Origin of the sequence: Paenirhodobacter enshiensis, assembly GCF_000740785.1 — a bacterium.
In the GTDB taxonomy this organism is placed as follows: Bacteria; Pseudomonadota; Alphaproteobacteria; order Rhodobacterales; family Rhodobacteraceae; genus Rhodobacter; species Rhodobacter enshiensis.
In genome coordinates, this window is the sequence record NZ_JFZB01000005.1 from 431,971 (window position 1) to 457,108 (window position 25,138).

Sequence of the window (25,138 nt, forward strand, 5' to 3'; positions counted from 1 at the left end):
GGGCCTCAGAATTTGCGCGGAGCGAAGGGGGCGACGGCCTCGGCGATCGCGCGGATATGGTCGGGCGTGGTGCCGCAGCAGCCGCCCACCACGTTGACCAGACCGTCCCGGGCGAAACCGGCGATCTCGGCTGCGGTGTCCTCGGGGCCTTCGTCATACTGGCCGAAGGCATTGGGCAGGCCGGCGTTCGGATAGGCGCAGATCCGCGTGTCGGCGACCGAGGCGAGTTCCGCCAGATGCGGCCGCATCGCATGGGCGCCGAGCGCGCAGTTCAGCCCCACGGTGAACGGCCGCGCATGGGCGACGGAATACCAGAAGGCCGTGGGCGTCTGGCCCGACAGCGTGCGCCCCGAGGCATCGGTGATCGTGCCCGAGATCATCAGCGGCAGCGCCGCGCCGTGCTCCGAGAACGCCTCGCTCGCCGCGAAGATCGCGGCCTTGGCGTTCAGCGTGTCGAAGATCGTCTCGATCAGGATGATGTCGGCGCCGCCCGCGATCAGCGCGCGGATCTGCAACCCGTAGGCCTGACGCAGCTCGTCGAAGGTGATGGCGCGGAAGCCCGGATTGTTGACGTCGGGGCTGATCGAGGCGGTGCGGTTCGTCGGCCCGACCGCGCCCGCGACGAAGCGCGGCTTGCCGTCCAGCGCCGTCGCGCGGTCCATCGCTGCGCGCGCCAGCGCCGCGCCCTGCCGGTTCAGCTCGAACACCTTGTCCTGCATCGCGTAATCGGCCTGCGCGATCACCGTCGAGGAAAACGTGTTGGTCTCGACGATATCGGCGCCGGCCATGGCGTAACGGAAATGGATCTCCTCGATCGCCTGCGGCTGGGTCAGGATCAGCAGGTCGTTGTTGCCCTTCTGTGGGTGGTCGGTGTGGATGTGACACGCGCAGCCGGCATGGCCGAGGAAGTCATCCTCGCTCAGCCCGAGTTGCTGGATCTGCGTGCCCATCGCGCCGTCAAGGATCATGATCCTCTCGCGCGAGATTTTTTCCAGCGCGTCGAAGGATTTGGAACGGGGCAGACGAAGACTGAGCATGACGAAACCGGCCTCTTGAAGGAGGCTGCAGCATAGTCGCGCCCGATCCTTGTGACAAATTCATATTCCTCAGGAAGATGATGAGCTGGATCGAATATGTGGACATGGTTCCCGGTTTCTTGCCGGAAACGCTCAGCCCTTTCTGCGCAGCGTGCCGTCCGGTCCGATCCCGCCGAGCGCACGCCACTCCGCGCACCAGCGCGCGGCCGCGGCCGCGGTGGCCTGCCCGACCGCCGCGCCGATGGCTTCGCCGAGCGCGGTGTGCAGGCCCGCATAGGCGAGGGGCTCTTCTCCCTCGCCGGCGCAGCGGCAGGCGAGAGCGATGCAATCGGTCCCGGTGCCGGTGGCGAGGCCCGTCGCCAGCCGCAGCCCTGTGGCGAGGACCGCGGCGGTGCGGGCCTCGGTCGCGATGCTCAGCGCCTCAAGCCGCGCGGGCAGGGTCAGCGCGGCATGGATCTGCACCGCGATGTTGATCGTGCCGAAGCGCTCGGCCGGGTGCAGCCGGGTGCCGACGGCCTCGGCATTTGACAGGCCGGCGGTGGCCAGCGCCTCGACCGCCAGCCCCTCGACCCCGGCCCGGGCATGGTGATGCGCCGAGACATCGCGCGAGGTCAGAAAGCACAGCGCCCGTTCGGCATCCCGTGCGCGCAGCTCGGCCGTCAGCCAGCTGGTGACATCGAGGTCGGGCGGCAGATCGGCATCGCGCACCGCCCGCCACAGGATTTCCCGCGCACGGATCAGCCCGCCGCGATGCGGCGCCCAGCTGAGGATCTCGTGCTCGGCGCCCAGATCGGCGCTCAGCCACGGCGCGGTGCAGGTGACGATCATGGGGCCGTGCCGCTCCCTTTCGCCGCATCGCCCGCCCGTTCCAGCGCGCGAAGCGCATCGAGAACATGCGGCGTGCCGCAGATCCAGTCGCGGTCGGCGATTTCGGCCCGGTGGGTGCCCTGCGCCACCAGCGCGCTCAGCGCCGGATGATCGAGGATCGCCTCGGCCCGCGAGGGTGCGGCATAGCGCGTCCCGGTGACCAGCACCGCCGGGTCGAGCATCAGCAGCCGTTCGAGGGGCAGGGTGCCGCCATGGCTCAGCCCGGCTTCGGCCGCGGCATTGCGCAGCCCGGCCGCCGCCATCACCTGCCCGGCGAGCGTGGCGTTGCCGAGGGAATAGCCGTTCGCGGCATAGCTCGCGGCGCGGGGACCGTCCGTCGGATCGCGGCGGAGCCGGGCAAGATCGGCGTCGAAGCGCTCTGCCATCGCCTGCGCCTCGGCCTCGCGACCGAGCGCGCGTCCGACATCGGCCATCGTCGCATCAAGCTGATCGAGCGAGGAGACCGGCGCGACCGTCTCGACCCTGAGGCCCATCCGGCGCAGCAGCGCGACCGTGGCGGGATTGGAATAGGTGCCCGCGAGAACCAGATCCGGGTGCAGCGCGAAGACCTCCTCGGCCTGCGCATGGTTCACCGGCCAGGCCTGCGCCTCTTCGGCCATGGCCGAGCTGACCGGATCGCGCGCCAGCGCCGAGACAGAGATCAGCTGACCGGGCGCCGCCAGCAGCATCGCCATCTGGTCGGTGCACAGATTGATCGACACGACGCGCAGAGGCGGCGCGGAGGCGGCGGGTCCGGCCGCGGCCGCGAGGGCCCAGCCGAACCAAAGGGGGGCCAGCGCTGCCGCCAGCCCCTTCCGGAGCCGCCCTTGCGGGCGGCGGGGATCAGAACCGGGCACGCAGCCCCGCGAACAGCTGCCGTCCGGGTGCCGAGTAATAGCGGACGGTCTCGTAATCGCGGTCGAACAGGTTGTCGATCCGGACATAGGCCTGGGTCTTGTCGTTGATGTCATAGGCCACCGAGGCATTGAACAGCGCATAATCCGGCATCGGGCCGGTGCTGTCGATGATATCGGCGTTGTATTCCACCGAGCCGCCCAGATGCCAGCGATCCGTCACCAGCCCGTCGACACCGAGGTTCACGGTGTGGCGCGGCACCAGAACCGCGCGGCCGCTGGCGGTGGAGGCATCGGTATAGGTGTAATTGCCGCTCAGCGTCCAGTTCCGGGTCAGATCGTAGGTGCCGGTCAGCTCGATGCCCTTGGCCACCGTGTCGCCCTCGACCTGATTGTAACAGCCATACCCCGAACCGCAGCTCGTCGCGGTGTAATCCCAGTCGATGCGATTGGTGATGGTGGTGCGGAACACCGTCGCCTGAACCGAGCCGCCCTCGAAGCTGCGCTCGGCACCGTATTCGAAGGTCTTGCTGGTCTCGGCCTTCAGGTTCGCATCGCCGTAGGGGCTGTAGAGCTGATAGAGCGAGGGGGCGCGGAACCCGGTCGAGGCCGAGGCGCGCAGCGTCCAGTCGGGCGTGGCGTGCCAGGCGGCTGCAATCCGCCCGGTGGTCTTGGCACCGAACATGTCATGCACGTCGTTGCGCGCCGCGAGCGACAGATCGAGCGTGTCGACCGGCTTCAGCAGCAATTCGCCGTTGACCGAATTGGTCTTGGCGTTGCCATAGCCCTCGGCGGCTTCCTTGCTGGTGGCCGCGCCCCAGTTCAGCCCCACCGCCTCCGAGGCCGCCCAGTGCCCGGTGTAGTCGAGCACGTTGCGCGTGCTGTTGAAATCGCTGGTGTAGCCGCCGTCCGGATAGATGTAGCTGCGGTCGGTCTCGGTGCGGGCGAAGGCCAGCTCGTTGCTGACCTCGCCGATGGTGAAATCGGTGAAGACGCGGCCGCCGCGCAGGGTCTGCTCGGTGCGGTCATTGGTGTCGGCGGGCAGCCAGGTCACCGGGTCCGAGCCGTCCATGTCCGTCTTGCTGCGCTGCCAGATGCCGTTCGCGCCGAAGCTGAGGGTCTCGGTGGCGTCGAACCGGCCATAAAGGCTGGCCATGCTGGAGCGGAAGCCGTCATCCTCGGAGCCGTCCTTGACGGCCGAGATGCCACTGGTCACCGTGCGCCCCGCGGTGAAGGCAAGTTCCCCCCGCGATCCGAGAATGCCCGCCGAGGCGGTGCTCGAGAGCGTTTTCTCGCTGCCTGCCTCGACCGAGACCTGCCCGCTGCTGCCCTCGGTTTCCGGCCGCCAGGTGGTCATGTCGACGACGCCCGCGACGGCATTCGCACCGTAAAGCGCCGATTGCGAGCCGCGCAGCACCTCGACGCGCGACAGCCCGCCGGTGAGTGCGGTGCCGAAATCGTAGCTGTTCGTCGTGCCTGCGGCGTCGGTGATGTCGATCCCGTCGAGGCGGGTGCCGATATAGGTGCCATTCAGCCCGCGGATGCGCAGCGAGGTGGTGGCGCCCAGGCCGCCGTTGCGGGTGAAGGATGCGCCCGGCGTGAGGGCGAGCTGCTCGGCAAGCGTCGGGCTGCCGCTTTTTTGCAGCTCGTCCGCGGTCAGCACGGTGACCGAGGCCCCGGTCTCGCTGAGCTTGACGGGCTGGCTGCTCGCCGAGACGGTGATACCGTCGAGCGTGGTGGTGGTGTCGGTGACATCCTGCGCGAGTGCAGGGCAGGCCGTGGCCAGACCCACGGCAGTCGTCAGATACAAAGCGGCGCGCGATGCGGACATCGGCGTTCCTCCCCTTGATGGCCCGTGCCCCTCGCGGGCGGGCCGGTCAGATCCTGATCTGGGGAATACTTCCCGCAGACGGCGAAGATCACCACTGCGGATTGCCGCTGCCCTGGCGCGCCCCGCACCGGACATGGGTGACGCCCGGGCCGGTCTCCTGACTTGCGGGTCGTGGCTCGGGCGCGCCTTCCCGGGGGATGCCCAGTGGCCAGTGCGCCGTCGCTCGCCGCTTACAGTTGCGGGGGCAGTCGCGGCATGGCCCGAAGGCGCACCGCGTTCCCGTTTCATCCGGCCAAGCCGGAACCAAGGCGTGATGTGTCTTGCCGCGCACGCGCCCGGTCTGTCAAGCGCGGCGCTTGCCGCAGAAAACCTGAGCGGGCCGCGCGCAATTTCGCCGTGCCGGGCGGAAAGGGGATTCACAGCCCGAATCACCCATGCTAACTTTTCCGCAATCAAGGGCCGAAGGGCCCGAATTCCCTGAACGCGGGACGTCATACAGGTCAAGAAGCCGGGCGACGGCCCTGTCCTGCCATCGGCAGGCGGGCGGTCGCCAGGGCGCCCCCATCGCGGCGCGTTCCTTTCCGGGGCGCGCCGCTTCCCGTCTCGGCCCTTGTTTCTCGGCGGATTTGCCCGGCCGGGCGGTTGACAGCGGCGCGACCGGCTGTATAAGCGCGCAGTCCGGCGGCGAGAGCCAACGGATCCGCATTGGTGTTGGTGGACCCCGCAAGGGGAAACCTGTCGCCCGCTGCCCGGTGTCCCGGGTCGGGGAAAGGACAACGCCCTTCGCTCGCGGGCCTCGGCCCTGAACAAGAACGGACCCTTTCGGGTCGAACGAAGGAGATCAGCCGTGACCAAGCGCACGTCTGCCAAGTACAAAATTGATCGCCGCATGGGCGAAAACATCTGGGGCCGCGCCAAGTCGCCGCTGAACAAGCGCGAATACGGCCCGGGCCAGCACGGTCAGCGCCGCAAGGGCAAGCTGTCGGACTTCGGTACCCAGCTGCGCGCCAAGCAGAAGCTCAAGGGCTACTACGGCGACCTGACCGAGAAGCAGTTCCGCCGCATCTACGCGGAAGCCGAGCGCGTCAAGGGCGACACCGGCGAGAACCTGATCGGTCTGCTGGAGCGCCGTCTGGACGCGGTGATCTACCGCGCCAAGTTCGTTCCGACCGTGTTCGCCGCGCGTCAGTTCGTCAACCACGGCCACGTGACGGTGAACGGCGACCGCGTCAACATCGCCTCGTACCGCGTCAAGGAAGGCGACGTGATCGCCGTTCGCGACAAGTCGAAGCAGCTCGCCATCGTGCTCGAGTCGGTTCAGCTGACCGAGCGTGACGTTCCGGACTATCTCGAAGTCGACCACTCGAAGATGACCGCGACCTTCGTGCGCACTCCGGCTCTGGCCGACGTGCCCTACGCGGTTCAGATGGAACCGAACCTGGTCGTCGAATACTACGCCAAGAACTGATCTTTCGGGCGGGGCCGGAAACGGCCCCCGACGGATCGTTTCCTGTCTTGCAAAGGCCGCCCTTCGGGGCGGCCTTTCGCATATCAGGGGGGGCGTGCGACACTGTTGCCGGCAAGAATTCCTTCCCATGCGATGCGACGCCGGATAAGACGGCCTCACCATGCAAGGAACGCCTGCCATGAACGACCAGATCCGCCCGCAACCCGGCATCATGGAGATCGACCTTTACGTCGGCGGCCAGTCGCAGGTTCCCGGTCATTCCGAGCCGATCAAGCTCAGCTCCAACGAGAACCCCGCCGGTCCCTCGGACAAGGCCAAGGAGGCGTTCTCGCGCGCGGTGCACCGGCTGAACCGCTATCCCTCGACCGGTCACGCCACGCTGCGCCACGCCATCGGCGATGTCCACGGCCTCGATCCCGACCGCATCCTGTGCGGTGCGGGCTCGGACGAGATCATCAGTTTCCTGTGCCAGGCCTATGCCGGCCCCGGCGACGAGGTGGTGTTCACCGAGCACGGTTTCCTGATGTATCGCGTCTACACCCATGCCGCGGGTGCCACCCCCGTCTGCGTGGCCGAGCGTGATCGCGTCACCGATGTCGATGCGATCCTTGCCGCCTGCAGCGCACGCACCCGTCTGGTGTTCGTCGCCAATCCGAACAACCCGACCGGCACGATGATCCCGCTTGCCGAGATCGAGCGTCTCGCCGCCGGCCTGCCGCCGCAGGCGCTGCTGGTGATCGACGGCGCCTATGCCGAATTCGTCGAGGGCTACGACGGCGGCGCCGAACTGGCCACCCGCCTGCCCAACGTGTTCATGATGCGCACCTTCTCGAAGATCTACGGTCTCGGCGGGCTGCGGGTCGGCTGGGGCTATGGTGCGCGTTCGGTGATCGACGTGCTGAACCGGGTGCGCGGGCCGTTCAACCTGTCGAGCGCCCAGCAAGAGACGGCCGAGGCTGCCGTCCGCGATCAGGACTGGATTGCGCGCTGCCGCTCGGAGAATGCCCGCCTGCGCGGCTGGCTGACCGAGGCGCTGGCCGAGCGGGGCGTGCCCGCTGACACGTCCTTCGCGAATTTCATCCTGGCGCGGTTCACCTCCGAGGACGAGGCGAACGCCTGCGATGCGTTCTTGCGGCAGGACGGGCTGATCGTGCGCCGTGTCGGCGGCTACGGCCTCGCCGAATGCCTGCGCATCACCATCGGCGACGAGCCGGCGTGCCGCCGGGTCGCGCACATGATCGGCCAGTTCAAGGCAGGGGCGGCGCAATGACGATCTATCGTCGTGTCGCGCTGATCGGGCTCGGTCTCATCGCCTCGTCGATGGCCCATGCGATCCGGGCGAACGGGCTGGCCGACAGCGTCGTCGGCCAGGACAGCGACCCCGAGGCGCGCCGCATCGCCACCGAGATCGGCCTGGTCGATGAGGTCTTCGACACCGCCGCGGCGGCGGTCGAGGGTGCGGATCTGGTGGTTCTGGCGGTGCCGGTGGGCGCGATGGGCGCCGTCGCGGCCGAGATCGCGCCGCATCTTTCCCCCGATGCCACGCTGACCGATACCGGCTCCGTCAAGCAGGCGGTGATCGCCGCCGTCGGTCCGCATGTGCCTGAAAACGTGCATTTCATTCCTGGACACCCGCTTGCCGGGACCGAACATTCCGGCCCCCGCGCGGGGTTCGCCACGCTGTTCGAGAACCGCTGGTGGCTGCTGACCCCGATGCCCGAGGGCGAGACGGCCGCGACTGCGCGGCTGCGCGCGCTTCTCGAGGGCATGGGCGCCAATGTCGACGAGATGGACGCGCACCGCCACGATCTGGTGCTGGCGGTGGTGTCGCATACGCCGCATCTGATCGCCTATACGATGGTCGGCGTCGCCGATCACCTGCGCCGGGTGACGCATGAGGAGGTCATCAAGTATTCGGCCTCGGGCTTTCGCGATTTCACCCGCATCGCGGCCTCGGATCCGACGATGTGGCGCGACGTGTTCCTGACCAACCGCGAGGCGACGCTCGACATTCTCGGCCGCTTCACCGAGGAGCTGTTCATGCTTCAGCGCGCGATCCGGATGGGCGACGGCGATCTGCTGTTTGACTATTTCACCCGCACCCGCGCGATCCGCCGCAGCATCATCGACGCCGGTCAGGATACCGCCGCCCCCGATTTCGGCCGCAGTGTGCCGAAGGGGACGACGCCTGCCGCCGACGAGAAAAAGGATCGAGGCTGATGACGAAACGGTTGCGCGGCGGGGCTCTGGTGGCGGCGATCTGGCTGATGGCGGGGGCCCCGGGCTGGGCCGAGGCGCCGTCGAGTTCGCCTGCCCCGACCGTGCGCCCGACCGCTTCGCCGAAGACGGTTCCGGCAAAGAAGCCGGCCGAATCCGGCAAGAGCGTGACCGCTGCGAAACCTGTCGCGAAGCCGGCGGCGAAACCTTCGAATACCGCTTCGGGCGCGAAAACCGCGGCGGCGAAGACGGCCGGCGGGAAAACCGCGAAGACGGCCAATGGCAAGAACTCCAACGTGAAAACCGCAGGAACGGCCGCGAAGGCGGCCGCCCGAACCGGACTGACCGCCGCCGCCAGCCGTGCGACCGAGACCGCCGCGCCGGGCGGTGCGGTGCCTGCGCTGCGGGCGGCGGGCGCGCAGGAAAGCCCGCGTCTGCTGACCCCGCCTGCTGCGGCGCAGTCTTCGGTTCCGGCGCAGGATCTGCGACTTGCTGCCGCCCCGGCGCCGCGTCTGTCCAATCCTGGCGCGATCGCCGGTATGCACGGCGGGCTGTGCGGCACGACCGGGCTGACCGGGCAGCCGATTCCGCCCATCGCTTCGCGGATTCAGGGCTGCGGCCTGCCCGATGGGGTCGAGGTCACCGCCGTCTCCGGCGTGCCGCTCTCCGAGCCCGTCGAGGTCGACTGTCCGACCGCGCGCGCGATGCAGACCTGGGTCGAGCGCGGCATCCTGCCCGCCATCGGCAACATGGGCGGCGGGCTTGCCCGGATCGAGATTGCCGGTTCTTATTCCTGCCGGCCGCGCGACAATGTCGTCGGCGCGCAGATCTCGGAACACGGGCGCGGCCACGCGATTGACGTCTCGGCGCTGGTGCTGCGCTCGGGCGATGTGCTGTCGGTGGCGCGAGACTGGCGCACCCGGCTCGGTCCGGTGCTGCAGCGCGTGCATGCCACAGCCTGCGGCACCTTCGATACCGTGCTCGGCCCGAATTCGGACCGCTTCCATCAGGATCACATCCACGTCGACACCGCGCCCGGCCGGCGCGGCGGCGCCTATTGCCGCTGAGCCAGCCGCAGCATGTAGCCCGTCGGCACCGGCCCGACCGACATTCGTCCCTTGTGGAAGCTGACCGGGATGCTCACCGATCCGTCGGGCGAGGCCTCGGCCATGGAGCGCAGCAGGCTTTCGACCAGATGTTCGCCCCGGCCGAGCAGACCGGCGCGGCGCGCCACGTCGAACCAGCTTTGCCAGTCGCGGGTGGTCAGTGCGATCTGCCCCTCGGCGAGGCCCGCGGCATCGGCACTCAGATCGCCCGAGGCACTCAGCCCCCGCCCGCCCCAGTCGATGCTCAGCGTGGCAAGGTGAACCCGGGCAAGCTCGGGGTGGGGGCCATGCAGCGCCGGCGGGTGGGCGAAACCCACCGTGGCATCGGCCGAAACCGAGGCGATCCGGTCCCCCAGATCCGCCCCGGGCAGAAGCCGGTCCGCCGCTCCCTCGGGTAACGCGATATCGCTCAGCCGCAGATGCGCCGCGTAATCGCCGGCAGGCTGACGGGCCAGCGCCGCTTCGGCGCTTGCGGCAGTGAACGGCATTTCCGGGGCCGAGGCGAGCGCGATCTGCGCCTGCTCCACCCGCCCCGCCGCGCGGCGCAGCGGCAGATCGGGCAGGCCATAGCCGAAAGCGAGTTCACCGCTTGCCGTGCCGGCATTCAGCGTGGCCGAAAGCGTGCCGTCGCTCAGCGTCGCGGGCAGGCGGGGACGGATCGTCAGGGCCAGCGGATCCCAGACGGGCGCGCGGACCTCGGCCGCGGTCAGCGTTGCCTCTCGCCGCCCGTCGCGCAGCGCGATCCCCGTCGCGTCGAAGCCGAGGGCGAACGGAAACCCACGCGTCTCGAAAGTTTCGCTGCGCAGCGGCGTGCCGGGCCAGTCCGCGTGCAGCCACGCCCCGAGCCCGTAATTCGCCGCGCCCGACAGGCCCGCCGCCACGATGGCCGCTCCGGCCAGCGCCCGCACGATCTTCATTCCCGCCCCCTTTTGCGACGCCGGATCCGACTATAAATCGGGGAGGAACGAAAGGACCAGTCACATGAGCGCGCCTGTTTGGATCTTCGCCTATGGATCGCTGATCTGGAACCCGGGCTTCGCTCCGGCAGAGACCCGGCGCGCGCGGCTTCAGGGCTGGCGGCGGTCGTTCTGTATGCGCTCGGTGTGCTTTCGCGGCACGCCCGAGGCGCCAGGTCTGGTCCTCGCCCTCGATGCGGACGCCGGGGCGAGCTGCACCGGCCTTGCGCTGCGCGTCGCCGATCACGAGGCCGAAACGGTTCTGGCCGAAGTCCGCGCCCGCGAACTGGTCACCGATGCCTATCTGGAACGTCGCCTGCCCCTGCAAGACGAGCACGGTGCGAACCTTGAGGCCATCGCCTATGTGATCGACCCGGCCGGGCCGCAGTATTGCGCGCTCGATCCCGAGGAACAGGCCCGCATCATCGCCAGCTCGCGCGGTGCGCGCGGCGAAAATCGCGATTACCTCTGGGTGACGGCGCACCATCTTGCGGGGCTTGGCCTGCCCGATCCGGAGCTTGAGGCGCTGGCGCAGCGCGTCCGTGCGTTGAGCGCAGAGGGCTGAAGGCGCGGCAACTGCGCAGGTTTCGGGCTGGCCCGGGATCGTGACCCGGGCGGGGCGGGTTCTCTCTTGGCACTTGCGCCCCTGCCGCCTAGGGTGGCCGCGACATCCATCGAGAGGCATCTCATGCGCGCCCCGGCCCGACATCCCGAACCGCATTTCTCGCAGCCCGTGCGGCAGATCACGCTGATGCTGGTCGTGCTGGGGCTGGTGGTGGCGGGCGGCTGGTTCGCCTATGCCCAGATCTATCCGATCTTCCACATCAACCCGCTCTTGAACGGCGCCATCGCGGCGGTGTTCAGCTTCGGCGTTGCCGCCTGTTTCTGGCAGGTCTGGCAGCTGGTCTCGGCCGTGGTCTGGATCGAGAATTACGCCGCCGACCGCCCCGGCCGGCCGCAATATCGCGCGCCGCTGCTGCTCGCGCCGCTGGCGGCCCTTCTGGGCGCGCGCGGTGCGACGCGGCGCATCGCCACCTCGGCCTCGCGCTCGATCCTCGAATCCGTCGGCACCCGGATCGAGGAAGCCCGCGACGTCACCCGATATCTGACCAGCCTGTTGATCTTCCTCGGACTTCTGGGCACGTTCTACGGCCTCGCGACCACGGTTCCGGGCGTCGTCGACACCATCCGCGCGCTCGCCCCGAAGAATGGCGAAGGCGCCTCCGAGGTGTTCGAGCGGCTGATGACCGGCCTCGAATCGCAGCTCGGCGGGATGGGGACGGCGTTCTCCAGCTCGCTCATCGGTCTGGCGGGCTCGCTGGTGCTGGGGCTGCTGGAGCTGTTCGTCAGCCACGGCCAGAACCGCTTCTATCGCGAGCTGGAGGAATGGATCTCCTCGATCACCCGGCTGAGCTTCGCCGGGGCCGAGGGCAGTGACGGCGAGACCTCGGCGGTGGCCGAGATCCTCGATCATATGGCCGAACAGATGGACCAGCTTCAGGCGATGTTCACCGAAACCCAGGCGGCGAGTGCGCAGGGTGCGGCACGGCTCGATGCGCTGGCGGGGGCGCTGAACCGTCTGGCGCAGGAGACCGCGGCCGAGCGCGAGGACCGTCAGGCCCAGACCCAGGCTTTGCGCCAGATCGCGGGCGGCCAGTCGCGGCTGATCGAGGCGCTCGATTCGCTGACCGAGCGGACCGAGGCGGCGCAGAACGACGATACCGACGCCGAGATCCGGATGCGGCTGCGTTCGATCGACGGGCAGCTGCCGCGGCTGCTGGAGGAAATCGCCGCCGGGCGTCAGGAAAGCATGGCCGAGATGCGCGGCGGGCTGGCGGCGCTGACCCGCGCGCTGATCGGCGCGACCCCGACGCGGGAGGGCTGATCCATGCCGCTCGCGCGTCGCAGCAACCGTTTCGCGACGAATGTCTGGCCGGGCTTCGTCGACGCGATGGGGGCGCTGCTGATGGTGCTGATCTTCGTGCTGTCGATCTTCATGATCGTGCAGTCGGTGATGCGCGACCAGCTGACCAGTCAGGGCAACCAGCTGACCGCGCTGAACGATCAGCTGGCCGGACTGGCACAGGCGCTGTCGGCCGAGAAGGCGAAGACCGGCGCGCAGGAGGCGACGATCGCCGCCCTGACCACGCAGCTGACCCAGCGTCAGGCCGATCTCGATGCCGCCGGGCAGAAGATCACCGCCTTCGAGGCGCAGGTCGCCGCCCTGATCGCCGAGCGCGACAAGGCCACGTCAGAGGCCGCGGCAAATGCCGATCAGCTGAAGCTGAGCCAGTCGCAGATCGACGCGCTGCGCGACAAGCTGAAATCCTCGGGCGACGAGCTGGCGGCGATGACGCTGGCCCTCGACGCGGCGCGGCAAAAGGCCGAGGAAACGCTGACCCTGCTGGCGGCGGCGAATGCGGCGAGGGATCAGTTGCAGGGCCAGCTCGACACCCAGCTGACCGAGGCGCAGAAGCAGGCGGCGCTGCGGGCGACGGCGGAAAAGGCGCTCGCCGATCAGGCGGCGGTCGGCGATGACGCGGCGAAGAAGGTGGCGCTGCTCAACCAGCAGGTCGCGGCGCTGCGGGCGCAGCTGGCGCAGCTGCAATCGGTTCTCGATGCGGCTCAGGCGAAGGATGCGGCCTCGCAGGTGCAGGTCGAGGCGCTCGGCGGGCAGCTGAACGCCGCCCTCGCGCAGGTCGCGGCCGAGCAGAAGCGCCGCGCCGAGCTGGAAGAGGCCGCGCGTCTGAAGGCCGAGGCCGAGGCGCAGGATCTGGCGAAATACCGTTCGGAATTCTTCGGCCGGATGTCGCAGTTGCTGCAGGGCCGTGCCGGGGTGCGGGTGGTGGGTGACCGCTTCGTCTTCTCGTCCGAGGTGCTGTTCCAGTCGGGCAGCGCCGATCTGTCGCCCGAAGGCAAGGCGCAGATCGCCCGCGTCGCCGAGACCTTCCGCGAGCTGACCTCGGACATCCCGAAGGAGATCGACTGGGTGCTCGAGGTCGATGGCTTCACCGACGATACGCCGCTCTCCGGTCAGGGGCAGTTCCGCGACAACTGGGAGTTGAGCCAGGGCCGCGCGCTCTCGGTGGTGCGCTACATGATCGACGATCTGGGCTTCCCGCCGAACCGGCTGAAGGCGGCGGGCTACGGCCAGTTCAGCCCGGTCGCCTCCGGCAGCTCGGCCGAGGCCCGCGCCGCCAACCGACGGATCGAGCTGAAGCTGACGGAGAGATAATCCGGTCAGTTTTGGGGGTGAGCCTTTGTGTCCGGTCTTTGTTCATGGGCCCGGGCTGCGTGGGGCTCTGCCCCACACCCCGGGATATTTGAGGCGAATCGAAAGAGCAGAGCACGGGGCCGGCGCCTCTTTTCATCTTTCCGAAAATATCCCGGGGGTGAGGGCCGAAGGCCCGAGGGGGCAGAGCCCCCTTGCTGTCTGCACAGCCGTGTCACCCGGCGACCTTCGTGCGGGGATCTCAAGGTTCGGGCGTGCTGTCGGATATGTCGCGGCGCCCGCGCGTATTGCCGAAAATGGCGGTCGGTAACGGTCTCGAAGTCCTGGCTCGAATGCAGAAAGCCCGGCCGTCAGGGCCGGGCTTTCCATCGTTGCAAGATGAGTTCCGTCGCCTCAGCCCGCGGGCAGCAGCTTCGGCTTGTGGTTCGAGATCCGCGCCTTGCTCGGCTCGGTGATATCGAGAACGATCTTGTCGTCCTTGACCCCGGCCTTGACGATCCCGCCCTTGGTGAGCCGGCCGAACAGCAGCTCCTCGGCCAGAGGCTTCTTGATGTGCTCCTGGATCACGCGGCCAAGCGGACGGGCGCCCATCTTGTCGTCGTAGCCCTTTTCGGCCAGCCAGTTCGCGGCCTCGGGCGACAGCTCGATATGCACGTTGCGGTCGATCAGCTGCGCTTCCAGCTGCATCACGAACTTGTCGACCACCTGCAGGATCACCTCGCGCGACAGCGGGGCGAAGCTGACGATGGCATCGAGACGGTTGCGGAACTCGGGCGTGAACAGCCGTTCGATCGCCGCGGTATCCTCGCCCTCGCGTTTTTCGCGGCCGAAGCCGATCGCCGCCTTCTGCATGTCCGAGGCCCCCGCGTTCGAGGTCATGATCAGGATCACGTTGCGGAAATCGACCGAACGGCCGTTGTGGTCGGTCAGCTTGCCGTGATCCATCACCTGCAGCAGGATGTTGTAGACATCCGGATGCGCCTTCTCGATCTCGTCGAGCAGCAGCACGCAATGCGGGTGCTGGTCCACGCCGTCGGTCAGCATGCCGCCCTGGTCGAAGCCGACATAGCCCGGAGGCGCGCCGATCAGCCGCGAGACCGCGTGCTTCTCCATGTATTCCGACATGTCGAAGCGCAGCAGTTCCACCCCGAGCGTATCGGCGAGCTGCTTGGCCACCTCGGTCTTGCCGACGCCGGTGGGGCCGGCGAACAGATAGTTGCCGATCGGCTTTTCCGGGTCGCGCAGGCCGGCGCGGCTGAGCTTGATCGCCGAGGCCAGTTCCTCGATCGCCTTGTCCTGACCGAAGACCACGCGCTTGAGCGTCTTCTCCAGATCGCGCAGCACCTCGGCATCGTCCTTCGAGACGTTCTTCGGCGGGATCCGGGCGATCTTGGCGACCACCGCCTCGATCTCCTTCTCGCCGAGCGTCTTGCGCCGCTTCGAGGCCGACAGCAGGTGTTGCGCCGCGCCCGCCTCGTCGATCACGTCGATCGCCTTGTCGGGCAGCTTGCGGTCGTTGATGTAGCGCGCCGACAGCTCCACCGCGGCCTTGATCGCGTCATTGGTGTAACGCAGGTCGTGGTGCTTCTCGAAATAGGGCTTCAGCCCCATCAGGATCTTGATCGAATCGGCCACCGAAGGCTCGTTCACGTCGATCTTCTGGAACCGGCGGCTGAGCGCGCGGTCCTTCTCGAAATGCTGGCGATACTCCTTGTAGGTGGTCGACCCCATGCAGCGCAGCTTGCCGCCGGCGAGCGCGGGCTTGAGCAGGTTCGAGGCATCCATCGCCCCGCCCGAGGTCGCGCCGGCGCCGATCACCGTGTGGATCTCGTCGATGAACAGGATCGCATCGGGGTGATCTTCCAGCTCCTTCATCACGGCCTTCAGCCGTTCCTCGAAATCGCCGCGGTAGCGGGTGCCGGCCAGCAGCGCGCCCATGTCGAGCGAATAGATCGTCGCCTTCGACAGAATCTCGGGCGTTTCGCCGCGGGTGATCTTCAGCGCCAGCCCCTCGGCGATGGCGGTCTTGCCCACGCCGGGATCGCCCACCAGAAGCGGGTTGTTCTTGCGCCGGCGGCACAGCACCTGGATCGCACGCTCCACCTCTTCCTCGCGGCCGATCAGCGGGTCGATATCGCCCTTCTGCGACTTCTGGTTGAGGTTGACGCAATACTTGCCGAGCGCGGATTCGCGCGCTTCGCCGGGCTGGGCGGCCTCGGCGGTGCGGGGTTCCTCGTCCGAGCCGGCGACGGGGCGCGCCTCGCCGAATTCCGGGTCCTTGGCGACGCCATGGGCGATGAAATTGACCGCGTCGTAACGGGTCATGTCCTGCTCCTGCAGGAAGAAGGCGGCGTTCGATTCGCGCTCCGCGAAGATCGCGACGAGGACGTTCGCCCCGGTCACCTCCGTCCGGCCGGATGACTGGACATGGATCGCGGCGCGCTGGATCACCCGCTGGAAGGCGGCGGTCGGCACGGCTTCGGAGCCCTCGACCTCGGTGACCAGCGTCGACAGATCGTCGTCGATGAATTCGGTCAGCGTGTGGCGAAGCTCATCGAGGTTCACGCCGCAGGCGCGCATGACCCGGCTCGCGTCGGGTTCGTCGATGAGCGCGAGCAGCAGGTGTTCGAGCGTGGCCAGCTCATGCTTGCGCGAGTTCGCGATGGCGAGCGCGCCATGAATGGCCTGTTCGAGCGTGGTCGAGAACGACGGCATCTGATGCTCCTTTCCGGTGGTCGGGCGGCCAAAGGGCCGGGCCGGGGTCCACCATGACCTCATGAGATTAAAGTTCGGTGGATTGCGCCGCGCTTCAAGCCCGTTTTGCGCAAAAATGGATCACGGTTTGCGATTTGATGATTTTAGGGGCAGTCTTTGCGCATCGCTGCCCGTGGTTTTCGTCTCGCCCCGGCTGTCAGGGCGGCCCTGTCGCCTTGCGTTCCGGAGGGAAGTGGACTTAGGGGCGGGGGAGAACGATCTCAAGGGCCGCGGACGGAACGATGTCGGATTTCAGGTTTTCGCGCATGGCGGTGCTGCGGCGCTCGAAGGCGATGGTCTCGCCCAGGCAGCTGCGGGCGCAGGCGGCGTTCTGGCTGGCGGCGGTGGCGATCGGGGTGGTCTCGGCCGGGTTCGCGCTGATGGCGGATTTCGCGCAGGAGAGCTTCGAGCGGTTGACCGAGGGCGGATGGCGCCGGTTCCTGCCGCTGATCGTGACGCCTGTGGGCTTCATGCTTTGTGCCTGGGCGGCGTTTCGCTTCGTTCCGGGCTCGCAGGGCTCGGGGATCCCGCAGGCGATGGCGGCGCGGGCGCTGCGCGAGCTGCCGGGACGGGGCAATTATCTGTCGATCCGCATCGTGGTCGGGAAGATCGTGCTGACTGTGGCGGGGCTGTTTTGCGGCGCCTCGATCGGGCGCGAGGGGCCGACGGTGCAGATCGGTGCCTCGATCATGATGGCGGCGGGGAAGGTGGCGGACCTCGCGACGATGCGCGGGCTGATCCTGGCGGGCTCTGCCGCCGGTATCGCCGCGGCGTTCAACACGCCCATCGCCGGCATCGTCTTCGCCATCGAGGAAATGGGGCGCTCGTTTCAGGCGCGCACCAACGGGGTGGTCCTGCTGACGGTGATCCTGGGCGGTCTGTCGTCGCTGATGATCCTCGGGAATTACACCTATTTCGGCGTATCGCTGGCTTCGGCCGGGATTCATGACGCCTGGCTCGTCGTGCTGTGCGGACTGGTCGGCGGGCTGGCCGGCGCCACCTTCACCAAGATCGTGCTGGCGGTGACGCGGCGGCTGCGGCGCTGGCGCGATCCTGTCCCCGTGCGCAAGATCCTGATCGTGGCGGGGGTCGCCGGGCTGATCGTCGCGGTCTCGGGAGTGCTCGCGGGCGGGTCGACCTGGGGCACGGGCTACACTCAGGCGCGCCTCGCCATCGAGGGGACGGCGCCTGACGCTGGCTTCTTCGCGGGCAAGTTCGTGGCGACGCTCGCCTCGACGCTGTCGGGGATACCGGGCGGGCTGTTCGCGCCCTCGCTGTCGGTGGGGGCGGGGCTCGGGGCGGGTATCGCGCAGATCTTCGGCGGGTCGGTGGCGCTGGCCGCGGTGCTGGGGATGGCGGGCTATTTCGCCGGCGTCACCCAGTCGCCGCTGACCACCATCGTCATCATCGTCGAGATGACCGGCAATCACATGATCATCGGCCCGGTGATGGTCGCGGCGATGATCGGTTTCGCGCTGGCGCGGCTGATCTCGTCCGAGCCGCTTTACGCCACCCAGGCGCGGTTCTTCGTCGCCGATGCGCTGCGGCTGCACCGGGCCGCGCAGCAGGCTCAGGCCGAGGCCGCCGCGCGCCGGGGTTGATCCTCAGAACCGGTCCTTGCGGGCCCGCGCCTCGGTGAACACCGCCAGCGGATCCGCCTCCGCCAGCCCGAGCGCGGCCTGAAGCAGCGGATCGGCCGAACGCAGGAACGGGTTCGTCGCGCGTTCGAGCGACAGCGGCACCGGCAGCGTCGGCCGCCCCTCGGCGCGCAGGGCCTGCACATCGGCCATTCGCGCGCGCAGCGCCGGGTGATCGGGCTCCAGCGACAGCGCGAAGCGGCCGTTCGCCTCGGTATATTCGTGGCCCGAGCAGATCAGCGTGTCCGCCGGCAGCGCCGCGATCCGGGTCAGCGTGTCGAACATCTGCGCGGGCGTGCCCTCGAACAGGCGCCCGCAGCCCCAGCTCATCAGGCTGTCGCCGGTGATCGCGAGGCCCGCCTCGGGCAGGTGATAGGCAACATGGCCAAGCGTATGGCCCGGCGCGTCGAGAACCTCGATCCGCAGCCCGGCAAGCGTGACCGTGGCGCCCGGCCACAGCGGATCGGTCAGCGGCGGCAGTCGCGCGGCATCGGCCTTGTTGCCCCAGATCCGCGTCGCGGGACCGGCCAGCGCCGCAACGCCCTGGATGTGATCGGCGTGGTGGTGGGTCAGCACGATGTGATCGGCGTGCCAGCCGCGTTCGGCCAGCGCCGCGGCGACCGGGGCGGCCTCGGGCACGTCGAAGACGATGGTCTCGTCCTTCGCATGGACGACCCAGGAATAGTTGTCCTGCAGGCAGGGAACGGCCAGCCAGATGACGGGGGTGGTGTTGGTCATGGCGCTGCGCGCTCCTTTTGCTTATGCTTCGCGTCAGTTTTTGCCCAGGGAGGCGTTTCGCGCAATGCACCTCGATGTGGTCGATCTGCGCAACTTCTATTATCGCACGCAGCTTGGCCGGGCGGCGCAGCGCGCGGTGCGCGACCGGCTGACCGGGCTGTGGCCGGCGGCTGAGGTCACCGGTCAGACCGTGGTCGGCTTCGGTTTCGCGGCGCCCTTGCTGCGCCCCTATCTGGAGCCCGCGCGCCGGGTGATCGGGCTGATGCCGGCCGAGCAGGGCGTGATGCCCTGGCCCGCGGCGCAGCCCAATGTCTCGGTGCTGTGCGACGAGACCCGCTGGCCGCTGGAGACAGGCATCGCCGACCGGATCGTGCTGCTCCATGCTCTCGAAGTTTCGGACCGGCCCGATGCGCTGCTCGCCGAATGCTGGCGTGTGCTCGGCCCCGGCGGGCGGGCGATGCTGATCGTGCCGAACCGCTCCGGCCTGTGGGCACCGCGCGAGACCACGCCCTTCGGCAGCGGACGGCCCTATTCCCTCGGCCAGCTGGACATCGAGGCGCGGCGCGCCGGGTTCTCTCCGGAACGGCACGCCGCCGCGCTGTTCATCCCGCCCTCGCCGCGGCGGTTCTGGCTCGGCTCGGCGGCGATGTGGGAAAAGCTCGGCGGGCGGATCTCGGGGGTGTTGTCGGCGGGTGTGATTCTGCTGGAACTGTCGAAACAGTTGCAGACGCCGCGCCGGACCGGGCTGGGGGCGGCGGTGCGCCGGCCGCTCTCGGTGCTCGAAGGCACGCCCGCGCCCGTCGCCGGCCGCTTGGGGAGGGAATCGCCCGCCGAGCCGAAACCGGCCGGCCCGGGCCGGTAGCGTCATTTTGTCGCATTTCCGGCGCATGTTAGCGCTCGCGAAACCGGAGGGCGCGCGTAGCCCGCGGTTTCGTCCCGTCAAACCGGCATCGCGATCACATTCCCTTGTCCAAGCGGGTTGCGAGGGGGGGGGCGCTCTGCTAAACGCAACGCGAATGCAGTGCGTGGGCCATCGGTCCGCGGCTGATCTGGGGCGCCGACCCCGGTCTGAGCGGGACCGGCGTCGATGCAAGAACATCGGAAGGGTGGACGTGTCCGAACCAGCTTCGATTTCCGCAGCCATCGCCGGGCGCTATGCGACGGCCATCTTCGACCTTGCCAAAGAGCTCGGTCTGCTTCCCGCGCTGGAAGTGGATGTCGATGCTCTCTCGGCGGCGCTGGCCTCTTCGGCCGAGCTGCGCGAGATGGTCGCCTCGCCGCTGTACGGCCGGGGCGAACAGGCTTCTGCCATCGCCGCGGTGTCGCGTGCGATGCATCTGTCGGTTCCGGTGACGAACGGCCTCGCGCTGATCGCCGAGAAGCGGCGTCTCTTCATCCTGCCGCAGCTGCTCAAGGCGCTTTCCGCCCTGATCGCCGAGGCGAAGGGGATCGAGACCGCCGAAGTCGTTTCCGCCGCCGCGCTGAGCGACGCGCAGTCGGCCGAACTCGCCGCCGCGCTGTCGGCCAGCACCGGCAAGACGGTGAAACTCAATGTCGCCATCGATGACAGCCTCATCGGTGGCATGATTGTCAGGCTCGGTTCGCGCATGATCGACACGTCGGTCCGCGCGAAACTCGCCTCCCTCCAGAACGCCATGAAAGAGGTTGGATAATGGGCATCCAGGCAGCAGAGATATCTGCGATCCTCAAGGAGCAGATCAAGAACTTCGGGCAGGATGCCCAGGTTGCCGAAGTCGGCCGCGTGCTGTCCGTCGGTGACGGCATCGCCCGCGTCTACGGCCTCGACAACGTTCAGGCCGGCGAAATGGTCGAGTTCCCGAACGGGATCCGCGGCATGGCGCTGAACCTCGAAGTCGACAACGTCGGTATCGTGATCTTCGGCACCGACCGCGACATCAAGGAAGGCGACATCGTCAAGCGCACGAACGCCATCGTGGACGTTCCGGTCGGCCCGAAGCTGATCGGCCGCGTGGTCGACGCGCTCGGCAACCCGCTCGACGGCAAGGGCCCGATCGAATTCATCGAGCGCCGCCGCGCCGATGTGAAGGCCCCCGGCATCATCGCCCGCAAGTCGGTGCATGAGCCGATGGCGACCGGCCTGAAGTCGGTCGACGCGATGATCCCGATCGGCCGTGGCCAGCGCGAGCTGATCATCGGCGACCGTCAGACCGGCAAGACCGCGATCGCGCTCGACGCCATCCTGAACCAGAAGTCGTACAACGACGCCAACCCGGCGAACAAGCTGCACTGCTTCTACGTCGCGATCGGGCAGAAGCGCTCGACCGTCGCGCAGCTGATGAAGAAGCTCGAAGAAACCGGCGCGATGGAATACACCACCATCATCGCCGCGACGGCTTCGGACCCGGCGCCGATGCAGTATCTGGCCCCCTACGCGGCCACCGCGATGGCGGAATACTTCCGCGACAACGGCATGCACGCGCTGATCATCTACGATGATTTGACCAAGCAGGCCGTGGCTTACCGTCAGATGTCGCTGCTGCTGCGCCGTCCGCCGGGGCGTGAAGCCTTCCCGGGCGACGTGTTCTACCTGCATTCGCGTCTGCTGGAGCGTTCGGCGAAGCTGTCCGAGGAATTCGGTCTCGGCTCGCTGACCTCGCTGCCGATAATCGAGACGCAGGCCGGCGACGTCGGTGCCTACATCCCGACCAACGTGATCTCGATCACCGACGGTCAGATCTTCCTCGAGACCGAACTGTTCTACCAGGGCATCCGCCCGGCCGTGAACACCGGCCTCTCGGTGTCGCGCGTCGGCTCTGCCGCCCAGACCAACTCGATGAAGTCGGTTGCCGGTCCGGTGAAGCTCGAACTCGCTCAGTATCGTGAAATGGCTGCTTTCGCGCAGTTCGGCTCGGATCTCGATGCCGCCACGCAGAAGCTGCTGAACCGCGGTGCGCGCCTGACCGAACTGATGAAGCAGCCGCAATACGCGCCGCTGACCAACGCCGAAATCGTCGCCGTCATCTACGCCGGCACGAAGGGCTTCCTCGATGCGGTTCCGCAGAAGGAAGTCGGTCGTTGGGAAGCGGGCCTGCTGGCCTACCTGCGCAGCTCGCGCAAGGATGTGCTCGACTGGCTCACCAGCGAAGATCCGAAGATCAAGGGTGATGCTGAAACCAAGCTGAAGTCCGCGATCGAAGAATTCGCCAAGACCTTCGCTTGATCGGCCTGAAAGGACAGGGACATGCCCAGCCTTAAAGCCCTCAAGAACCGGATTGCGAGTGTCAAGAACACTCGCAAGATCACCAAGGCCATGCAGATGGTCGCGGCGGCCAAGTTCCGCCGCGCCGAAGAGGCTGCCGAAGCCTCGCGTCCCTATGCCGAGCGGATGACCGCCGTGATGTCGAGCCTTGCCGCCTCTGTTGGCGGCCAGGTCGGCGCCCCGGTGCTGCTGACCGGCACGGGGTCCGATCAGGTCCACCTCCTCGTCGTGATGACGGCGGAGCGCGGCCTGTGCGGCGGCTTCAACGCCAACATCGCCAAGCTTGCCCGCACCCGTGCGAACGAGCTGCTGGCGGCTGGCAAGACGGTGAAGATCCTGACCGTCGGCAAGAAGGGCCGTGACGCGCTGAAGCGCGATCTCGGCGCTCACTTCATCGGCCACATCGACCTGACGGCGATGCGCAAGCCGGGTTACGTCAATGCGCAGTCGATCGCGCAGGACCTTCTGACCCGCTTCGAGAAGCACGAGTTCGACGTTGCCACCATCGTGTTCTCGCGTTTCGAGAACGTGATGAGCCAGAAGCCGACGGCGCGCCAGATCATCCCGGCGACGTTCGAGGAGACCGAGGCCACCGGCCCCGCCGCCTTCTTCGAATACGAACCGGACGAGAAGACGATCCTTGCGGACCTTCTGCCGCGCGGCGTCGCCACGGCGATCTTCACGGCGCTTCTGGAAAACAACGCCTCGTTCTTTGGCGCACAGATGACTGCGATGGACAACGCCACGCGCAACGCGGGCGACATGATCAACAGGCTGACGGTCGAGTACAACCGCTCGCGTCAGGCGGCGATCACCAAAGAGCTCATCGAAATCATTTCGGGCGCCGAGGCGCTCTGACGGAACCGGAGACAAACACATGGCAAGCAAAGGCAAGGTGACCCAGATCATCGGCGCCGTCGTCGACGTTCAGTTCGAAGACGCGCTGCCGGCGATTCTGAACGCCCTCGAGACCTCCAACAACGGCAAGAAGCTGGTGCTCGAAGTCGCCCAGCATCTTGGCGAGAACACCGTTCGCACCATCGCGATGGACGCGACCGAGGGCCTGGTCCGCGGTCAGGAAGTCGTCGACACCGGCGCGCCGATCACCGTTCCGGTGGGCCCGGCGACGCTCGGCCGCATCCTGAACGTCATCGGCGAGCCGGTTGACGAAAAGGGCCCGGTCGACCGCACCGAGGTTCGCTCCATCCATCAGCCGGCCCCCTCGTTCGAGGACCAGTCGACGGAATCGCAGATCCTCGTCACCGGCATCAAGGTCATCGACCTGCTGGCACCCTACGCCAAGGGCGGCAAGATCGGCCTGTTCGGCGGCGCCGGCGTGGGCAAGACCGTTCTGATCATGGAACTGATCAACAACATCGCGAAGGTGCACTCGGGTTACTCCGTGTTCGCCGGTGTTGGCGAGCGGACCCGTGAGGGCAACGACCTCTACGGCGAAATGATCGAATCGGGCGTCATCAACCTCGAAAAGCTCGAGGAGTCGAAGGTGGCTCTGGTCTACGGCCAGATGAACGAGCCTCCGGGGGCCCGTGCCCGTATCGCGCTGACCGGCCTGACCATCGCCGAGCAGTTCCGCGATACCTCGGGTTCGGACGTGCTGTTCTTCGTGGACAACATCTTCCGCTTCACCCAGGCGGGTTCGGAAGTGTCGGCTCTGCTCGGCCGTATCCCGTCGGCCGTGGGCTATCAGCCGACGCTGGCGACCGACATGGGCGCGCTGCAGGAACGCATCACCTCGACGAAGACCGGCTCGATCACCTCGGTGCAGGCCATCTACGTCCCGGCCGACGACCTCACCGACCCGGCTCCGGCCGCGACCTTCGCCCACCTCGATGCGACGACCACCCTGTCGCGTGCGATCTCGGAACTGGGTATCTACCCGGCCGTCGACCCGCTCGACTCGACCTCGCGTCTGATGGACCCGAAGATCATCGGCGACGAGCACTACAAGGTTGCCCGTGACGTGCAGGCGATCCTGCAGCGTTACAAGGCGCTTCAGGACATCATCGCGATCCTGGGCATGGACGAGCTGTCCGAAGAGGACAAGCTGACCGTGGCCCGCGCCCGCAAGATCCAGAAGTTCCTGTCGCAGCCCTTCGACGTTGCGAAGGTCTTCACCGGTTCGGACGGTGTGCAGGTTCCGCTCGCGGATACCATCGCCTCGTTCAAGGCGGTCGTGGCCGGCGAATACGACCACCTGCCGGAAGCGGCGTTCTACATGGTCGGCGGCATCGAAGACGTGAAGGCGAAGGCCGCCAAGCTCGCCGCTGCGGCGTAAGGGGGTCCTCATGGCCGATACGATGCAGTTCGATCTCGTGACCCCGGAGCGGAAGCTGTCTTCCGTTCCGGTGCGCGAGGTGCGCCTGCCGGGCAGCGAAGGCGACCTGACGGTGATGCCGGGCCATGCGCCCCTGATCACGACGATCCGTCCCGGATTTGTCACGGTCGTCGCTGCCGACGGTGCCGAAACCCAGTTCGGCGTCACCGGCGGTTTCGCAGAGATCGCGCCCGAGGGCGTCAGCCTGCTGGCCGAACGCGGCGTGCCCCGCGATGAGCTGACGACCGAACTGGTCGAACGCTACATCGAGGAGGCCCGCAAGGCGCTTGAGGAAGCCAAGCCCGATGTCGTCGACGCGGCGACCAAGGTTCTGGCTGACATGGAAGCCTTCGGCACGCATATGAACGCCTGAGTCACCTTTCGGTGGTATGACAGCGAAGGCCCCGGGGCGCATATTGGCCCCGGGGCCTTTCGCATTCTTGTCTTGAGTGCGGTCCGGGCCGCACTTACCACTGATACACTGAGTGTCGGAGTTCATATTGCGCAGAATTTCTTCATACGCGGTTGGGATTCAGCAGGGCTCGCTCGTGCTGTTTTCAGATTATCAGGTCGGCGGGGCGATGTGGACGGGCGAGGGCCCGCGCCAGATGAGCCGCACCGTCGTCTTTTCCGAGGTATTCCGCGAGGCACCCTCGGTGATGGTGTCGTTGTCGATGTGGGACATCGACCACCAGCACAACCCGCGCATGGACATCAGTGCGGAGACCGTAACCGATGCGGGCTTCGAGATCGTGTTCCGCACCTGGGGCGATACCCGCGTGGCGCGGGTGCGCGCGGACTGGCTGGCGATCGGGCCCTGTTCCAACGATGAGGACTGGGAGATAGAATAGCTCTTCTCTTCTGC

Annotated in this window: 22 protein-coding genes and 1 riboswitch; of the genes, 15 read left to right on the forward strand and 7 right to left on the reverse strand. The window is 67.7% G+C overall.

Annotation, left to right across the window (positions count from 1 at the left end; all coding sequences use genetic code 11):
- Window positions 1–5 precede the first annotated feature (5 nt).
- The 4 genes from CG50_RS04930 to CG50_RS04945 all read right to left on the reverse strand — a co-directional run bounded on the left by CG50_RS04930 (window position 6) and on the right by CG50_RS04945 (window position 4,589).
- A complete protein-coding gene (locus CG50_RS04930) occupies window positions 6–1,037 on the reverse strand; it encodes a homocysteine S-methyltransferase family protein (RefSeq protein WP_036635752.1) in 1,032 nt (343 codons plus the stop codon).
- Window positions 1,038–1,169: 132 nt separating this feature from the next.
- Window positions 1,170–1,865 (reverse strand): adenosylcobinamide amidohydrolase, encoded by a 696-nt coding sequence (locus tag CG50_RS04935; RefSeq protein WP_051909508.1) that lies wholly within the window; start codon window positions 1,863–1,865, stop codon window positions 1,170–1,172.
- A complete protein-coding gene (locus CG50_RS04940; protein WP_245615596.1) occupies window positions 1,862–2,626 on the reverse strand; it encodes an ABC transporter substrate-binding protein in 765 nt (254 codons plus the stop codon). The genes CG50_RS04935 and CG50_RS04940 overlap by 4 nt, the downstream gene beginning before the upstream one ends.
- Before the next feature lie 121 nt (window positions 2,627–2,747).
- Window positions 2,748–4,589 carry a TonB-dependent receptor plug domain-containing protein gene (locus CG50_RS04945; RefSeq protein WP_036635754.1) on the reverse strand — a complete coding sequence of 614 codons (1,842 nt, stop codon included), beginning with the start codon at window positions 4,587–4,589 and terminating at the stop codon, window positions 2,748–2,750.
- A gap of 130 nt (window positions 4,590–4,719) precedes the next feature.
- Window positions 4,720–4,912, reverse strand: a riboswitch (cobalamin riboswitch).
- A gap of 524 nt (window positions 4,913–5,436) precedes the next feature.
- On the opposite strand from CG50_RS04945, the gene rpsD reads away from it, so the two are divergent.
- The 4 genes from rpsD (at window position 5,437) to CG50_RS17410 (ending at window position 9,341) form a co-directional block, all read left to right on the forward strand.
- Window positions 5,437–6,057, forward strand: a complete 621-nt coding sequence (rpsD, locus tag CG50_RS04950) for a 30S ribosomal protein S4 (RefSeq protein ID WP_036635756.1) — start codon at window positions 5,437–5,439, stop codon at window positions 6,055–6,057.
- Between the two features lie 178 nt (window positions 6,058–6,235).
- Window positions 6,236–7,327: a histidinol-phosphate transaminase gene (gene hisC, locus CG50_RS04955; protein WP_036635759.1), complete on the forward strand. Its 1,092-nt coding sequence runs from the start codon at window positions 6,236–6,238 to the stop codon at window positions 7,325–7,327.
- The gene (locus CG50_RS04960; RefSeq protein ID WP_036635762.1) at window positions 7,324–8,277 is read left to right on the forward strand and encodes a prephenate/arogenate dehydrogenase family protein; all 954 of its coding nucleotides are present in this window, start codon (window positions 7,324–7,326) and stop codon (window positions 8,275–8,277) included. Before hisC ends, CG50_RS04960 begins: the two co-directional genes overlap by 4 nt.
- Entirely contained in the window at window positions 8,277–9,341 is a 1,065-nt protein-coding gene (locus tag CG50_RS17410; RefSeq protein ID WP_245615597.1) for an extensin-like domain-containing protein, read from the forward strand. The genes CG50_RS04960 and CG50_RS17410 overlap by 1 nt, the downstream gene beginning before the upstream one ends.
- Here CG50_RS17410 and CG50_RS04970 read toward each other — a convergent pair.
- On the reverse strand, window positions 9,329–10,297 hold the full coding sequence (locus tag CG50_RS04970) for a DUF2125 domain-containing protein (RefSeq protein WP_036635765.1): 969 nt from the start codon (window positions 10,295–10,297) through the stop codon (window positions 9,329–9,331). The two genes, CG50_RS17410 and CG50_RS04970, sit on opposite strands and share 13 nt — an antisense overlap.
- 64 nt (window positions 10,298–10,361) lie before the next feature.
- Between CG50_RS04970 and CG50_RS04975 the strand changes: the two genes are divergently transcribed.
- The 3 genes from CG50_RS04975 (at window position 10,362) to CG50_RS04985 (ending at window position 13,571) form a co-directional block, all read left to right on the forward strand.
- Complete coding sequence (locus CG50_RS04975; protein ID WP_036635768.1) at window positions 10,362–10,901, forward strand: gamma-glutamylcyclotransferase; 540 nt, start codon at window positions 10,362–10,364, stop codon at window positions 10,899–10,901.
- Between the two features lie 123 nt (window positions 10,902–11,024).
- Window positions 11,025–12,221 carry a biopolymer transporter ExbB gene (locus CG50_RS04980; RefSeq protein WP_036635771.1) on the forward strand — a complete coding sequence of 399 codons (1,197 nt, stop codon included), beginning with the start codon at window positions 11,025–11,027 and terminating at the stop codon, window positions 12,219–12,221.
- Between the two features lie 3 nt (window positions 12,222–12,224).
- Window positions 12,225–13,571 (forward strand): peptidoglycan -binding protein, encoded by a 1,347-nt coding sequence (locus CG50_RS04985; protein WP_036635774.1) that lies wholly within the window; start codon window positions 12,225–12,227, stop codon window positions 13,569–13,571.
- Between the two features lie 390 nt (window positions 13,572–13,961).
- On the opposite strand, the gene clpA is transcribed toward CG50_RS04985, so the two are convergent.
- Window positions 13,962–16,283 carry an ATP-dependent Clp protease ATP-binding subunit ClpA gene (gene clpA, locus CG50_RS04990; RefSeq protein WP_036635777.1) on the reverse strand — a complete coding sequence of 774 codons (2,322 nt, stop codon included), beginning with the start codon at window positions 16,281–16,283 and terminating at the stop codon, window positions 13,962–13,964.
- 281 nt (window positions 16,284–16,564) lie between these two features.
- Here clpA and CG50_RS04995 point away from each other — a divergent pair, with 281 nt between their 5' ends.
- A complete protein-coding gene (locus CG50_RS04995) occupies window positions 16,565–17,923 on the forward strand; it encodes a chloride channel protein (RefSeq protein ID WP_152559424.1) in 1,359 nt (452 codons plus the stop codon).
- A 3-nt stretch (window positions 17,924–17,926) separates the two neighbouring features.
- Here the strand turns inward: CG50_RS04995 and gloB are convergent, their stop codons facing one another.
- Window positions 17,927–18,697, reverse strand: coding sequence for a hydroxyacylglutathione hydrolase (gene gloB / locus CG50_RS05000; protein WP_036635780.1), 771 nt, complete (start codon window positions 18,695–18,697; stop codon window positions 17,927–17,929).
- A gap of 64 nt (window positions 18,698–18,761) precedes the next feature.
- Between gloB and CG50_RS05005 the strand changes: the two genes are divergently transcribed.
- The 7 genes from CG50_RS05005 to CG50_RS05035 all read left to right on the forward strand — a co-directional run bounded on the left by CG50_RS05005 (window position 18,762) and on the right by CG50_RS05035 (window position 25,124).
- Window positions 18,762–19,559, forward strand: a complete 798-nt coding sequence (locus CG50_RS05005; RefSeq protein ID WP_051909510.1) for a class I SAM-dependent methyltransferase — start codon at window positions 18,762–18,764, stop codon at window positions 19,557–19,559.
- 250 nt (window positions 19,560–19,809) lie between these two features.
- Window positions 19,810–20,370, forward strand: coding sequence for a F0F1 ATP synthase subunit delta (locus tag CG50_RS05010; RefSeq protein ID WP_036635970.1), 561 nt, complete (start codon window positions 19,810–19,812; stop codon window positions 20,368–20,370).
- Window positions 20,370–21,899, forward strand: coding sequence for a F0F1 ATP synthase subunit alpha (atpA, locus tag CG50_RS05015; RefSeq protein ID WP_036635784.1), 1,530 nt, complete (start codon window positions 20,370–20,372; stop codon window positions 21,897–21,899). The genes CG50_RS05010 and atpA overlap by 1 nt, the downstream gene beginning before the upstream one ends.
- A gap of 21 nt (window positions 21,900–21,920) precedes the next feature.
- Complete coding sequence (locus CG50_RS05020) at window positions 21,921–22,796, forward strand: F0F1 ATP synthase subunit gamma (protein WP_036635787.1); 876 nt, start codon at window positions 21,921–21,923, stop codon at window positions 22,794–22,796.
- A 19-nt stretch (window positions 22,797–22,815) separates the two neighbouring features.
- Window positions 22,816–24,234: a F0F1 ATP synthase subunit beta gene (gene atpD, locus CG50_RS05025; RefSeq protein ID WP_036635790.1), complete on the forward strand. Its 1,419-nt coding sequence runs from the start codon at window positions 22,816–22,818 to the stop codon at window positions 24,232–24,234.
- 10 nt (window positions 24,235–24,244) lie between these two features.
- Complete coding sequence (locus CG50_RS05030; protein WP_036635794.1) at window positions 24,245–24,646, forward strand: F0F1 ATP synthase subunit epsilon; 402 nt, start codon at window positions 24,245–24,247, stop codon at window positions 24,644–24,646.
- A 175-nt stretch (window positions 24,647–24,821) separates the two neighbouring features.
- A complete protein-coding gene (locus CG50_RS05035) occupies window positions 24,822–25,124 on the forward strand; it encodes an H-type lectin domain-containing protein (protein WP_338048259.1) in 303 nt (100 codons plus the stop codon).
- Window positions 25,125–25,138 lie beyond the last annotated feature (14 nt).